This window comes from Desulfacinum infernum DSM 9756 (genome assembly GCF_900129305.1).
In the GTDB taxonomy this organism is placed as follows: domain Bacteria; phylum Desulfobacterota; class Syntrophobacteria; order Syntrophobacterales; family DSM-9756; genus Desulfacinum; species Desulfacinum infernum.
The window spans coordinates 34,513-47,422 of record NZ_FQVB01000005.1; the positions used below are offsets into that span (position 1 = coordinate 34,513).

Annotated in this window: 14 protein-coding genes and 1 tRNA gene; 8 read left to right on the forward strand and 7 right to left on the reverse strand. The window is 59.3% G+C overall.

Translation table 11 applies throughout. The features are described 5' to 3' along the window. Positions 1-15: 15 nt before the first annotated feature. Entirely contained in the window at positions 16-786 is a 771-nt protein-coding gene (locus BUB04_RS02265; protein WP_073036572.1) for a hypothetical protein, read from the forward strand. Positions 787-807: 21 nt separating this feature from the next. Beyond that, positions 808-1,182, forward strand: coding sequence for a hypothetical protein (locus BUB04_RS18930; RefSeq protein WP_143156322.1), 375 nt, complete (start codon positions 808-810; stop codon positions 1,180-1,182). 128 nt (positions 1,183-1,310) lie between these two features. Here the strand turns inward: BUB04_RS18930 and BUB04_RS02275 are convergent, their stop codons facing one another. Beyond that, positions 1,311-2,111, reverse strand: a complete 801-nt coding sequence (locus tag BUB04_RS02275; RefSeq protein ID WP_178371881.1) for a carbon-nitrogen hydrolase family protein — start codon at positions 2,109-2,111, stop codon at positions 1,311-1,313. 104 nt (positions 2,112-2,215) lie between these two features. Here BUB04_RS02275 and BUB04_RS02280 point away from each other — a divergent pair, with 104 nt between their 5' ends. The 6 genes from BUB04_RS02280 (at position 2,216) to BUB04_RS02305 (ending at position 7,601) form a co-directional block, all read left to right on the forward strand. Further along, the gene (locus tag BUB04_RS02280) at positions 2,216-3,025 is read left to right on the forward strand and encodes a putative hydro-lyase (RefSeq protein ID WP_281246575.1); all 810 of its coding nucleotides are present in this window, start codon (positions 2,216-2,218) and stop codon (positions 3,023-3,025) included. 28 nt (positions 3,026-3,053) lie between these two features. Further along, positions 3,054-3,737 carry a GntR family transcriptional regulator gene (locus tag BUB04_RS02285; RefSeq protein ID WP_073036578.1) on the forward strand — a complete coding sequence of 228 codons (684 nt, stop codon included), beginning with the start codon at positions 3,054-3,056 and terminating at the stop codon, positions 3,735-3,737. A 35-nt stretch (positions 3,738-3,772) separates the two neighbouring features. After that, a complete protein-coding gene (locus BUB04_RS02290; RefSeq protein WP_073036580.1) occupies positions 3,773-4,819 on the forward strand; it encodes a TRAP transporter substrate-binding protein in 1,047 nt (348 codons plus the stop codon). A gap of 145 nt (positions 4,820-4,964) precedes the next feature. Further along, positions 4,965-5,558 (forward strand): TRAP transporter small permease subunit, encoded by a 594-nt coding sequence (locus tag BUB04_RS02295; protein WP_073036582.1) that lies wholly within the window; start codon positions 4,965-4,967, stop codon positions 5,556-5,558. Then, a complete protein-coding gene (locus BUB04_RS02300; protein WP_073036584.1) occupies positions 5,555-6,838 on the forward strand; it encodes a TRAP transporter large permease in 1,284 nt (427 codons plus the stop codon). The genes BUB04_RS02295 and BUB04_RS02300 overlap by 4 nt, the downstream gene beginning before the upstream one ends. A gap of 67 nt (positions 6,839-6,905) precedes the next feature. Next, on the forward strand, positions 6,906-7,601 hold the full coding sequence (locus tag BUB04_RS02305; RefSeq protein WP_073036586.1) for a DUF2848 domain-containing protein: 696 nt from the start codon (positions 6,906-6,908) through the stop codon (positions 7,599-7,601). Between the two features lie 990 nt (positions 7,602-8,591). Here BUB04_RS02305 and BUB04_RS02310 read toward each other — a convergent pair. The 6 genes from BUB04_RS02310 to BUB04_RS02335 form a co-directional block, all read right to left on the reverse strand. Then, positions 8,592-8,668, reverse strand: a tRNA-Arg gene (locus BUB04_RS02310). A 111-nt stretch (positions 8,669-8,779) separates the two neighbouring features. After that, positions 8,780-9,583 carry a 5'/3'-nucleotidase SurE gene (gene surE, locus BUB04_RS02315; protein ID WP_073036588.1) on the reverse strand — a complete coding sequence of 268 codons (804 nt, stop codon included), beginning with the start codon at positions 9,581-9,583 and terminating at the stop codon, positions 8,780-8,782. Between the two features lie 3 nt (positions 9,584-9,586). After that, the gene (locus BUB04_RS02320; protein WP_073036589.1) at positions 9,587-10,135 is read right to left on the reverse strand and encodes a 2-oxoacid:acceptor oxidoreductase family protein; all 549 of its coding nucleotides are present in this window, start codon (positions 10,133-10,135) and stop codon (positions 9,587-9,589) included. Positions 10,136-10,175: 40 nt separating this feature from the next. Next, positions 10,176-11,018 (reverse strand): 2-oxoacid:ferredoxin oxidoreductase subunit beta, encoded by an 843-nt coding sequence (locus BUB04_RS02325; protein WP_073036591.1) that lies wholly within the window; start codon positions 11,016-11,018, stop codon positions 10,176-10,178. A 22-nt stretch (positions 11,019-11,040) separates the two neighbouring features. Then, on the reverse strand, positions 11,041-12,186 hold the full coding sequence (locus tag BUB04_RS02330; protein WP_245795103.1) for a 2-oxoacid:acceptor oxidoreductase subunit alpha: 1,146 nt from the start codon (positions 12,184-12,186) through the stop codon (positions 11,041-11,043). Positions 12,187-12,206: 20 nt separating this feature from the next. Further along, positions 12,207-12,557: a 4Fe-4S dicluster domain-containing protein gene (locus tag BUB04_RS02335; RefSeq protein ID WP_073036593.1), complete on the reverse strand. Its 351-nt coding sequence runs from the start codon at positions 12,555-12,557 to the stop codon at positions 12,207-12,209. Positions 12,558-12,910 lie beyond the last annotated feature (353 nt).

Sequence of the window (12,910 nt, forward strand, 5' to 3'; positions counted from 1 at the left end):
GCACAGGAGTGTTCCATGGATTTGTCTCTTCCATCGCGTTTCTGCCTGCTGGACGAAGCGGAACGGGAGGCTCTGGTCGACTCCCGCGACCGGGACTCCCACCAGCCGCATCTCGGCCGTTTTCTCAGCACCACCGGGCAGAGCCGCCTTTTGCGTCGACTCACTCTCGGGGCGTCGGAAAAGTCCTTTGCCTTCCCCCGCTTGGAAATGGACGGCCGGGGATGGATCGTGGACGAGACGGGAACTCGCCGCGGCCGTCTCGTGAGGCTTTCCCTTCCGGCCCGCTCCTACGAACCCCAACTGGCCTTGAGCCATGACTGGTTCTGGAACGAGTGGTGCTCGTTTCTCTGCAGCCCCTTTTCCTGGGCCCGGACGCGGCATGGGGAAGTGGATCTGGTCCTGGGCCGCGGCCATGAAGCGTGGAAGCGCATCGGCCAACAAGGTGTGATGGGTTGGCTGGAAGAACAATGGGAGCGCCTTTGGCACCACCTGGGATCGCGGCCCCACCTGGAAAAATCGCTCGCCTTTGCCCTGGGATACAAGACCCTTTTCAAGGCCCAGGCGAGTGCGTGGGGCGTCAAGGATATCCCCGTCTTTTCCCGGGATCTCGCCGAATTCCTGGTGGATTACTACAAGAACGGTCCGCGCCGGCTGCAGCTTTTCAAAAAGGCGAGCCTGCCCGCCAAGACCCGCGAACTGGAAGAGCTTCTCAGCCGGGGAACCTTCACCTCGATCCCTTTTCCCTTCAGTGAATCAGAGTATCCCGCGGTTCCGCCGGGCGACTAATTTTCCGGCCGCTCCGATCCCGTGGCCTTCCACGGGTGCGGTCGTGCGGTCCCTCGCAGGAATGCCTACGCGCGGCTCGCCGTTTTCCTCAAAGACGCGGACGAGCGCCCCCAGTCCGGCAAGCACAAGGACGAAAAACCGCGCTTTTGCCCACTATGCGTCGCCATGGTCCTGGCCTGTCCGGCCAAGCTGACCCCGGAGACCCTGACGGTCCGATTCTTGTGCTCCGAGGGCGATTCCGAGGACAACGCAACGGCCGCCGAGGAGCTGCGCAAATACGTGGCGCAGAGCCTTCACGTGCATGCCGGAAACTTTGTGAGCCTGCATGTGTCCGAGCGAGCCGACGGCAAGTCCCTGGCCGCCTTATGGGGGGCGCCTCCGACGAGCCATGGTTGACCCATTCTCGGCGGCCCTACGCAGCTCGACCCCTTGGGTGCCCGAATTGAGGAACCCGATGCCAGGACCAATTTGCAGAACTTGACACACACAACTCCTTCTTGTGAGTCACAAAACCGCCTGATGCTTCATTTCCCGAACAAGTCCGTGCGCCGATTTTTCAGAGCAGGAAGTTTTTCCCGTACAGAATGGACGCGTCCCCGCGAAATCTTTGCAACAAGGCAGTCTTCCGATTCGATCGCCGAAGCGATAGGCGTTCCAAATGGATCGAAAACGGAACTTCGGCCGCAGAAAGAAGCCCCGATCAGATTGCAGCCCGCCACATAAAAGGTGTTCTCAATGGCACGCGCTCGAAGGAGTGTTAACCAGTGGTCTTCCTTCATGGAGCCCTGATACCAAGCGGAAAGAACGAGTGCCAGGTCGGCTCCGCTGTCGGCCAGGTGGCGAAAGAGTTCAGGAAACCGAAGGTCGTAGCAGATGGCGACCCCCACGCCAAGGCCGTCGATCGACACGACAGGCGGCAGGCCGTCGCCGGGAAACATGGTTGCGGATTCGCGGACGCTCAGGGCATCGAAAAGATGAAGCTTCCTGTATTGCGCAAGCAGCTCGCCCTCGGCATTCAAAACCACCGCGGTATTGAAGACCCGCTTGGGATCCGGTGAGCTCTCCCACAGCCCGCAGGCGATGGCAATCCGATTTCTCCGCGCGATTTCCGCAAGCCCGCCCAAAAAATCCATGGATCCATCCTGGACGAACCGTATCGGGGGACGCTCCGGCCCCGGGAGCCCCATGAACATTTCAGGAAAGGCAATGAGCCGGGCTTCCTGCCCTGCTGCCAACTGGGCGTACCGGTCCGCCGTTTCGAGGTTCTTACGGGGGTCCACGCTTCCCTCCACCTGGGCCAGCGCGATGGTCAAGGTCGCATCCATTGAAGCTCCCGCCTCCGTTTTGGGTTGATTGCCTCTAATATATCTCGCGTATACTTGACCCATATCACAAACTCCGCTATGGTTCCAAACCAGAATCGGCAAGCCTGAAAACTCAATCAAAAGGGACGCGCATGACGCCTGCAGAACTAAGAAAGCAATGTGAGAACGGATCGTTCGACAGGCCTACCGCCGGATACTGTGATGGCTACGTTCAGGCCAACCTGGTGGCTCTTCCGGAACGCTATGCATCGGACTTCGAATCCTTCTGCCGCAAGAACCCCAAGCCCTGTCCCCTTCTCGAGGTCGTCGGCCCCGGAACAACCCTTACGTCTCGGCTGGCTCCCGAAGCGGATCTGGTCAACACCCTTCCCCGCTACCGCATCTGGATCGACGGGGAGTGCCGCCATGAAGTAAAAGAGATCAGCGCCTTCTATCGGGAAGACCTCGTTTTTTTTCTGCTGGGATGCAGCTTTTCCTTCGAAGAAGCCCTCATCAAGGCCGGCATTCGGTTGCGCCATGTGGAGCAGAAGAAGAACGTTTCCATGTACCGCACGCGCATTCCGTTGGAACCCAGTGGTCCCTTCCAAGGCGAAATGGTGGTCAGCATGCGCCCCATCCACTGGAGCCGCGTCGCCGACGCCTGCATCATCACGGGGCGCTACCCGGACGTTCACGGTGCCCCGGTCCATGTGGGCGACCCCGACATGATCGGCATCAGAGACATCTCAAGCCCTGAATACGGCGATCCCGTGGAAATCCTATCAGACGAAGTCCCCGTGTTCTGGGCCTGCGGCGTCACCCCGCAAAACGTCCTGCTCCAGGCCAAGTTGCCCTTTGCGATCACCCATGCGCCCGGACACATGTTCGTCGGGGACCTCAAAAACGAGCTGTTCGCGCGCGGTTGTTGCAGATAGGCCCCGTAGCCCTGGAAGGACAAGAACCATGAAAGCGCCGCCGAAACTCCTTCGAGAAAAAGCCTACACTCTCCTTAAACGCAAAATCGTCACTCTCGAATACCCCGTGGGCTCCCAGTTGCTGGAGCAGGAGATCTGCGAGGAACTGGGTATCGGACGCACACCTGTACGCGAGGCCCTGCAACGCCTTGCCGCCGAGAAGCTGGTCACCATCATTCCGAGACGCGGGATGTTCGTAAGTGAGATAAATTTCTGGGAATTGCAACGGCTTATCGAAGCCAGGCTGATGGTCGACGTCTTTTGTGCGCGAACGGCGGCTTCCATTGCGAGCCCCGTGCAAATTCGTGCTCTCAAGGACCTTGTTGGGAGTGCTCAACAATGGGCGGCTGAGCGCCGTATCCCGGACTTGTTGGAAACCGACCGTCGCTTCCACCTGCATATTGTGGCCTTCCTGGAAAATCCCTTTATCAGCGAAACGGCTGAAAAGATTTACGATCAGATGTTTAGGACATGGTTTCTTTCCTTTTCGCGAAGAACCGGGGATGAAATTCTCGATACGCTGAACGAACATCTCTCCATCGTTGAAGCTCTGGAAGCACGGAATCCCGATACGGCGGAAAGAGCGGTGCGTCGTCACGTGGAAAATTACCGCAGGAAGCTCATGCAGGAAGATTCGGCCGCTCGGAATATGGGATGTGTGTCAGGTGGGTAGGTGAACACTTAATCGGCAACCAAGGAGGTAGTGCGATGCAGAGGAAGAAGATTGTTTGGATCGTCGGCATTTTGGCGCTTTTCATTTTTTCGTCCATGTCACCGGCCCATTCGGAAACCAGGGAACTTCGGGTCGTGGGAAGCTGGAACAGCCTCACCATGTACAAGAACTTTGAAATGCCCTTTTGGACCGAAGTGGTACCGGCTGAACTGGGCTTGAAAACGAGCATGACCTCTCTCAGCCAGATAACCCTCAAGGGCCCCGCGGTGCTCCGGCAAATGAGCATGGGCGTCTTTGACGCCGTCCATACGGTCGTCGACTACGTGGTCGATGATTCGCCGGCTCTTGCCGGTCTCGATCTTCCTGCGCTCGCAACGGAAATCGCCGATGCTCGCAAAGTGGTGGAGGCCTACCGGCCTGTGCTGGAAGAATACCTCGCCAAGGATTTCGACGCGAAGCTCCTGAGCGTTGCCCCCTACCCGGCACAAGTCATTTTCTGCAGGGATCGGATAACCGGCCTGGCGGACCTGAAGGGGAAGAAGATCCGGGCCAGCGGCTGGACCACGTCCGAGTTTGTCAACGCCGTGGGGGCGACCGGGGTGACGCTTTCTTTCAGCGAAGTGCCCCAGGCCTTGCAGCGCGGCGTTGTCGATTGCGCCGTAACCGGAAGCCTTTCGGGCTACTCGGCAGGCTGGGGCGAAGTCTCCAATTTCGTTTACCCTCTTCCCATTGGCGGGTGGGACTACGTGATCGGGACCATGAGCCAGGCCACTTGGAATACGCTGACCCCTGAGCAGCAGGCCAAGCTCCAAAGCCTCATCAAGGAAAAGCTGGAAGACCCCGCATGGGAGGTCACCAAGAGGGAAACCCAGGAAGGCCTGGATTGCCTGAGCGGCGGTGCGTGTCCCCATGGCACCCCGAACAAGCTGGAACTCGTCGCGATTTCCCAAGGAGATCGAGAACTGGCCAAGAAGTTGCTCGTGGAAGCCGTTCTTCCGGCCTGGGCCAAGAAAGTGGATCCCTCCGCGGTAAGCAAATGGAACGAGACCATCGGCCAGGTGGTAGGATTCAAAATCGAATAAGCACCAGACCTTTATGCCGATGCCCGGCGGCAGTCCATTAAGCAGCCCGCCGGGCATCGGCCATATCCCAGTTCGCGATCCCAATAAAAAACGGCCGTCCACTTAACCCATCAATGTTCATGACATTGCCCATGAGGAAAACCCAATGAATCGCCTACTGAGCATAAGCGAGAAGATCGCCACGGGCGCCGCATGGATCAGTGGAATTCTCCTGCTGGCAACGGCCTTCCTCATCGCCATCGAAGTGACGCTCCGGAAAGGATTCTCCATTTCCATGGGCGGCGCCGACGAAATTTCGAGCTACACACTTGCCATCTGCTGTAGCTGGACCTTGGGGTTCGCTCTCTTGAGGAAAGGGCATATCCGGATTGACGTTCTTTATGCTCGCCTGCCTCGCCCCTTGCAGCACGCGCTGGACTTGGCTTCCCTGGGCCTTTTTCTCTTCATCATGGTCGTCCTAAGCCATTACTCTTACAAGGTCGTACAAACCTCTTTCGTGAAAAATTCCATCGCCAATACGCCCCTTGCGACACCTTTATGGATTCCCCAAGGCCTCTGGCTTGCCGGACTCATTCTATTTACGTTCATTATCTTGGTCCTTTTTGCTGCCACCCTATCGGCCCTCCTTCGTGGAGACACCGATCTTGCCAGGAAATTGTACGGAGCGTCCACTCTTGATGAAGAAATAGAGGACGAAAGCAGAGCAGCTCGCGCTACGATGGGTGGAGATATCTCATGATTGCCACGATCCTTGTCCTTCTCCTTGGCCTCCTGTTGTTGAGTATCCCGGTTGCTGCAGCCCTGGCCGCTCTGGGACTGCTTGTCGGACAGATTTATTCGCCCTTTCCCCTCTATAGGGCCATGGGTGAGATTGCGTGGACGGCGAGCACGGACTTCATCCTGTTTGCCATTCCGCTATTCGTTCTCTTGGGGGAAATTCTCCTCCAGGCCGGCATAGCGTCCCGGACGTACCGCGCCTTGGACCTCTGGCTCTCCTGGCTCCCCGGAGGACTCATGCACGCCAATATCGGCACCTCCGCCATGTTTGCAGCGACCAGCGGGTCCAGCGTGGCCACGGCGGCCACCATCACCACCGTGGCCCTCCCTCAGGCCCGACGCTACGGATACCCTGAAGGCCTTTTCGCCGGCTCCATTGCGGCGGGCGGCACCCTTGGGATCCTCATCCCCCCGTCGATCAACCTCATCGTGTATGGGTTCCTTACCAACACCTCCATCCCGCAGTTGTTCATCGCCGGGATCGTGCCGGGCCTGATCCTCGCTTTTCTTTTCATGCTCTGCATCCTCGTCGCCTGCTCCATAAACCCCAAACTCGGCGGCTCCCGCCGCTCCGCCAGTTGGTCGGAGCGCATAGCCAGTCTCAAGGACCTCTTGCCTGTTCTTTTCATCTTCCTCGTGGTGATCGGATCCATTTACGCCGGCTGGGCAACCCCCACGGAATCGGCGGCCCTTGGAGTCATCGCGGCCCTAGTCCTTGCGTTTCGTTACCGGGCGGTTTCACTAGGATTTTTCAAGCGCGTATTTGAAGGAACCATGCGCACCACCGCCATGATCATGCTGATCCTCATCGCCGCCAACTTCCTCAATTTCATTCTCGACTCCATAGGCTTGGCCGAGACGCTTCGCCAGTTTGTCAACAATCTCGGTCTATCGCCCTTTAGGACTCTTATGGTCATCATCGCGCTCTACCTCGTGCTGGGCCTTTTTGTGGAAACCCTTTCACTTATGGTCATCACCGTCCCCATCGTGACGCCGGTCATCACGGGAGCGGGCTATGACCCGGTCTGGTTCGGTGTTTTGCTGATTCTCTTGATTGAGATGGCGCTCATCACACCCCCCGTGGGACTCAATCTCTACGTCGTTCAAGGCGTGCGGAGAAGCGGTTCCATCAGCGACGTGATGATCGGAGCCTTTCCATTTGTGTTGATGATACTCGTTATGATCGGCGTCCTGGTGGCCTTTCCGGAATTGGCCCTCTATTTCGCAAAAACAGTGGGCTGAGGATTCATGGACGATTTTTCCATGGCGGTTCGGGTTAGTCCGCAACCAGCAAGCGAGGAGATCTCGTATGACTCGGCAATCTCTATCCCTTGAAGTGGAAACCTTTCGCGAAAAAGAAACCCTTTCCCTTGAAATTTCGAGGCTGGTCGTCGCCGGTTGGGTCGGTAAAGACAAGGCCCGCCTTCAGGAGCACATCGAAGAATTGGGCAAACTCGGCGTTCCGGCGCCGTCCCGAACGCCCACCTACATGAACCTTTCTCCCATGCTACTCACCACGGGTGAAACCATCGACGTCATCAGCGGAATGGCTTCCGGAGAGGTGGAGTGCGTCCTTTTTCGAAAAGATGGCCGCATTTTCGTGGGAGTGGGTTCCGACCATACCGACCGGGATTTCGAAAAGTACGGCATTCCGGCATCCAAGCAGATGTGCGCCAAGCCCGTCGCGCCGACCGTCTGGGATCTCGACGATGTGCGCGATCACTTGGATCGAATTATTCTCAGATCCTGGATGACTTGCGACGGGAATCGACGGCTCTATCAAGAAGGGGCCCTTGCCGACAACTTAAGCGTTCTGGAAATCCTTGAAGGCATCCCCTCGGACGACGGCCTTGATCTGGATTCCTTGTGCCTTTTCTGTGGGACCTTCCCGGCTCTTGAAGGCATCCTTTACGGCGAGCTTTTCGAGTTCGAGATGGAAGATCCTGTTCTCGGCCGGTCAATCCGGCACGCCTATCGGCAGCGGGTTCTTCCTCAGTACCTTTAGAGTGTTGGCCTGGATCTGAAGTCCCGCGACGTTGCAGCCTGGCAAATCAATCCGCCCGATAGAAACAGGTGCATCGGGAAGGTTTGCAGAGGTGAGTCCCCCGCACGGGCTCCTTCGCTCGGCGCCGGCCATTGGGGTGCGGCCCGGGCAGACAAGCCGCCATCCTTCTTGCCCCACGAAGAAGACCAGCCCGTGAAGGAACTGACCCAATCCTTAATCCGTGAATTTGATTGTAACCCCTCTATGCCAATGATAGTGAGACACCTACCCCTTGTTAAATTAGTGTAGGGCGGGTAGGAGAAGACATGCTATGGAATCCACTCAAAATCGCGGCCAAGGCCGCTCCTACAAGGGACCGAAAACACAGTTCTTTCATATTAACCCCTCATCACGCAGGGCGAGACAACGAAGGATGAAACGCTCCTTTGGGAAGCAGACCGCTGTTGGGGCGCATGATTATTCGCCCTTACAGGCCGTCCGCACGAACGGAACGAGGTCGCGTTTCATATAGGAATTGACCATCTGTGACATCCGAATTTTGACCACCCTCAGTTGGCAGTCGACATGTAAAACTGGTCCGGTGGCGACACGAAGAACCGGCCCAGGCTCCGGCCAAGGAACCGGATGTCCAGTTGATGATGTTCATGTCGCGCGATAGCGTTTTGATCGAAGGGCAGGCCTGAGAATTTATGCTGCCATGGCGGACTAGGCCGACGAACTGGTGGGCGAGTGGGACGGCATGAACCACGGCACCCATTCCGTAATCCGGGAAGCCGAGAAATAGGAACTGGGAGTCCACGGGAGTCTGAGCTGGTCGATGAGATGAGGGAGCCCGGCGCCGCTTACTCCGTTCCAAGGGATGGATTGAATCACCTGATAGATCTCAAGGGCTCGATTCGACCCATGGCGTGTTCACACCAAGGTGGGTACGCAATGGGTACGTAACAAAAAAGCGGCTACGGCGTGATTGCCGCAACCGCTTGATTTTTCTGGTGCGCCCGGCAGGATTCGAACCTGCGACCTACGGATTCGTAGTCCGGCACTCTATCCAGCTGAGCTACGGGCGCATTCGGCGTCGGAACGAGGCGGCTTATATCACTTTGACCGGGCCGGGGCAAGGAAAAAATCCCTCTCCGGGAGCCGGATCCGCACCGCCCCATGGGCCGGACCGTGTCGCATCAGCCGGCGCGGCCCGCGAACCTTTCGCTCGGACCGGCGCTCGCCTCCCCTTCCAGGCCCCAACGCTTCAGTTCGTCCAGCATGCCGTAGTGGGTGAGGTCGTGCTGGATGGGGGTTACCGAGATGTAGTGGTCCGCCAGGGCCCGGACGTCCGCGTCCGGGCTGTTTTCCGTCTCCACGATGTTTCCTGTGAGCCAGTAGTAGACCCGATTTCGGGGATCCACCCTGCGGTCGTAGCTTTCCTGGTAGGTGAGCTGCCCCTGGTGGGTCACCCGAATTCCGCGCACCTGGGAGGCGGGTACGTTGGGCACGTTCACGTTGAGGCTCACCCCCCGGGGGAGGCCGAACCGGCGGATCCGGTCGAGAATCTGAAGCACCGCCTCAGTAGCCGCCGAAAAATCGGAGGGCTCGAAGGAGTCGATGGAGACCGCCACGGCCGGAAAACCCAGGATGGCCCCTTCAGTGGCCGCCGAAACGGTTCCCGAATAGAGCACGTTGATGCCCACGTTCGCTCCCAGGTTGATCCCCGAGACCACCACGTCGGGAAGCGGCCGCATGAGCTCCCGGACGGCCAGCTTGACGCAGTCGGCCGGCGTCCCGCTGCACGCATGCCCGAAAAAGGCGCCGTTTCGCTTGACAGGCTTCACCCGCAGGGGATCCAGAAACGTGATGGCATGGCCCACGGCGCTCTGTTCCGTTTCCGGAGCCACCACCACCACATCGTGTTCGGCCACCAGGGCTTCGTAGAGGGCCTCGATCCCCTTGGCGAAAATACCGTCGTCGTTGGTGAGCAGTACCCGCATGGACTACAGCCCCTGCATGTAGAGCTTGGCGGCGTTGATGCCCGCCTCCAGCGCCTTCCGGTTCAGGTCTTCCGTTCCCGCCGGAACCCGCGCCAGTACCGCCGCTTCCAGCGACCCCAAGGAAACCACCTTGGTCAGCGTCGCCAGAGCTCCAAGGGCCACGATATTCGCCACCATCTCCTTTTTGAGCTCCGCGCGGGCGATCTGGGTGAAGGGAATGGCGATGGCCCGCGTGGTGGGCGTCTGCTTGACGAAGGTGCTGTCCACCACCAGGGTGCCTTCGGGCTTCAGATCGAAAAAGTAGGCGTCGCAGGACTTCTGGTTCATGGCCAGAAGCACGTCGGGCTTGATGGCCTTGGGGTAGTCGATCTCCTCGTCGCTGATGACCACCTCCGCCTTACTGGCCCCGCCCCGGGCTTCCGGGCCGTAGCTCTGGGTCTGACACACGTACTTTCCGTCATAGACCCCGGCGGCTTCGGCCAGGATGATTCCGGCCATGATGATCCCCTGCCCGCCGGATCCGCTCAAACGCACTTCATACCGATATCCCATGGATGTGTTCCTCTCGTATTCTCGCGTGGATCCGGAAAGGCTAGCGCATGGCGGCCATCTTGGCCCGGGCCGCCTCCCGGATCTTCTTGTACTCCTCGGTGTAGATGGGAAGATCCCGGTCCACCAGCACCCCGACGGTGAACTTGTCGGCCAGCTCTTCTTCGGGCATCTCGGCCGCCTTTTCCACCCGCACCGCGTGATCCTTCTGCCACTGGAGCATCTGGACGGCTCCGCCCAGTTTGTTCCGGCGCCCGTACTGGGTGTGGCAGTTGCTCACCACTTCCACCACCGAAAAGCCCCGCTTCAGGATGGCCTTTTCGATCAGCTTGTCCAGCATGTTGGCATGGTAGACCGTGCCGCGGGCCACCATGGCGGCGCCGGCCGTCACCGCCAATTCGGCGATGGAAAAGGCGTGCTCGATGTTGCGATAGACGGCCGTGGTGGCCAGGGCCCCGTAGGGCGTGGTGGGCGAATACTGGCCGCCGGTCATCCCGTAGATGTTGTTGTTGATGATGATGGCCGTGAGGTTCAGATTCCGGCGCGCCGCATGGATGAAGTGATTCCCGCCGATGGCCGTGGCGTCCCCGTCGCCCATGATGACGATCACATGAAGCTTGGGGTTGGCCAGCTTCACACCGGTGGCGAAGGTCAGGGCCCGGCCGTGGGTGGTGTGGAGCGTGTTGAAGTCCACATACACCGGCAGGCGTCCCGAACAGCCGATGCCTGAAACCAGCACGATGTCGTCCTTTTCGTAGCCCAGCCGGTCGATGGCCCGGATGAGGGCCCCGAGGACGATCCCGTTGCCGCAGCCGGGGCACCATACGTGGGGAAACTTCTTGTCGTGCCGAAGGTATTTATGAATCAGCTTGGTTACTTCCGCCATGGTTCCTCTCGCTTTCCAGCCCCTACATCTTGATGAGGCGCACCAGGATCTCTTCGGGGGTGATCAGGTTTCCGTCGATCCGGTTGATGGTTTCCACGCGGGTCACGCCCTGGTTGATCCGCTTCACCTCCCGGGACACCTGGCCCATGTTCAGTTCCGGAACCAGCACGGCCTTCACTTTACGAAGGTAGGGCTCCAGGATCTGGCGAGGAAAGGGCCACAAGGTGATGAGCTGCAGCAGCCCCGCCTTGACGCCCCTCTGCCGGGCTTCCCTGACGGCCCTCTTGGCCGAACGGGCCACCGATCCGTAGGCCACCACCAGGATCTCCGCATCTTCGGCCAGTTCCTCTTCCACCATGAGGATGTCGAAAAAGTGCTGGCTGATCTTCCGATGGATGCGGTTGAGGAACGGCACGATCTCGTCGGGCCGCTGGGTGGGGAAGCCCCGCACGTCGTGAATGAGTCCCGTGACGTGGTAGCGGTAGCCGTCTCCGAAGATGCCCATGGGCGGCACGCCGCGGCTGTTGTCTTCATAGGGCACGTACCATTCCGGCGGCATGTTGGGCCGAATCCGGTCGATCACCTCGATCTCGCCCGGGTGCGGCAGGTTGATCTTTTCCCGGGTATGGCCCACCACCTCGTCGGACAGGATGATCACCGGCGTGCGGTACTTTTCCGCCAGGTTGAAGGCCTTGACCGTGATGTCGAAGCAGTCCTTGGTGGATGAGACGGCCAGCACGATGATGGGATGGTCGCCGTGGGTGCCCCAGCGGGCCTGCATCACATCGCCCTGACTCACATTGGTGGGAAGCCCCGTGCTGGGCCCTCCGCGCATCACGTTCACCACCACGCAGGGCACCTCCGCCACGCAGGCAAAACCCAGGTTTTCCTGCATGAGGGAAAAGCCCGGGCCGCTGGTGGCCGTCATGGATTTGGCTCCCGCCAACGACGCTCCGATGATGGCGCCCATGCTGGCGATCTCGTCTTCCATCTGGATGAAGGTGCCTCCCACGGCGGGAAGCTTCACCGACATGACTTCGCTGATTTCCGTCGCCGGCGTGATGGGATAGCCGGCGAAAAAGGTGCATCCGGCCGCCAAGGCCCCTTCCACCATGGCTTCGTTGCCCTGGAGGAGCACCTGGCGTCCCGTGGTCGCTTGCTCATTCACAGCATTTCTCCTTCTTGTCCCTATTCGTCGTCACCCACCGCCTTCTTTCTTCTGGGGCGCACGCTGATGGCGAAATCCGGACAGTGTATTTCGCAAAAACCGCAGCCCGTGCACCGATCCGGCTGGGTCACCACCGGGGATCCGTCTTCTCCCATTTCAATGCACTGCCTGGGACAGAACGCGGCGCAGATGCCGCAACCCTTGCACCACCCGCTGAAGATCGCGATGTCGTACTCCTTTTTGGATCGGGCGGGCTTTGGGCCCTCCTCGGCCTCCTTTTGGGCGGGTTCCGCGGGAGGATCGGCAGGAGATTCCTGCTGCGATTCGCGTTGTGCCTTTTTCCGAGCCTTCTTTATCGTCTCATCACCCATCGTTTTCTCCTGAAAAAAAACCGTCTATAGCCACCAAACCGCACTGTCTCCTTAGCCCATCGCCCACCCATTTTCAACCACCAAACGCACCTGGAGGCCGCGGAATCCATTGACAAAAAATTCACCCTGTACTAAGCAGCACTTCTACGGTAAGGATCTCCCGCAGCGGAACCAGCGGACCACGGTCGGACCTTCGATTCTCGACGACGCGCGAGCGGCAACGGAACTCTTCCACCCGCGCCACCATCACCAGGGAGACCGCCCTCCATGAACACGCGACACCCCCGGGAAGCCTTCGCGCTTCCGGCATATCTCCCGATCCGCCCGGCAGCTTGCTTCCAAGCCGCCATCCT

Bases quoted from the DNA above. Each gene is read 5' to 3' on its own strand.
- BUB04_RS02275 (WP_178371881.1), bottom strand. From the start codon at position 2,111: ATGGATGCGACCTTGACCATCGCGCTGGCCCAGGTGGAGGGAAGCGTG.
- BUB04_RS02335 (WP_073036593.1), bottom strand. From the start codon at position 12,557: ATGGGTGATGAGACGATAAAGAAGGCTCGGAAAAAGGCACAACGCGAA.
- surE (WP_073036588.1), bottom strand. From the start codon at position 9,583: ATGCGGGTACTGCTCACCAACGACGACGGTATTTTCGCCAAGGGGATC.
- BUB04_RS02265 (WP_073036572.1), top strand. From the start codon at position 16: ATGGATTTGTCTCTTCCATCGCGTTTCTGCCTGCTGGACGAAGCGGAA.
- BUB04_RS02290 (WP_073036580.1), top strand. From the start codon at position 3,773: ATGCAGAGGAAGAAGATTGTTTGGATCGTCGGCATTTTGGCGCTTTTC.
- BUB04_RS02320 (WP_073036589.1), bottom strand. From the start codon at position 10,135: ATGGGATATCGGTATGAAGTGCGTTTGAGCGGATCCGGCGGGCAGGGG.
- BUB04_RS02295 (WP_073036582.1), top strand. From the start codon at position 4,965: ATGAATCGCCTACTGAGCATAAGCGAGAAGATCGCCACGGGCGCCGCA.
- BUB04_RS02300 (WP_073036584.1), top strand. From the start codon at position 5,555: ATGATTGCCACGATCCTTGTCCTTCTCCTTGGCCTCCTGTTGTTGAGT.
- BUB04_RS02305 (WP_073036586.1), top strand. From the start codon at position 6,906: ATGACTCGGCAATCTCTATCCCTTGAAGTGGAAACCTTTCGCGAAAAA.
- BUB04_RS02285 (WP_073036578.1), top strand. From the start codon at position 3,054: ATGAAAGCGCCGCCGAAACTCCTTCGAGAAAAAGCCTACACTCTCCTT.
- BUB04_RS02325 (WP_073036591.1), bottom strand. From the start codon at position 11,018: ATGGCGGAAGTAACCAAGCTGATTCATAAATACCTTCGGCACGACAAG.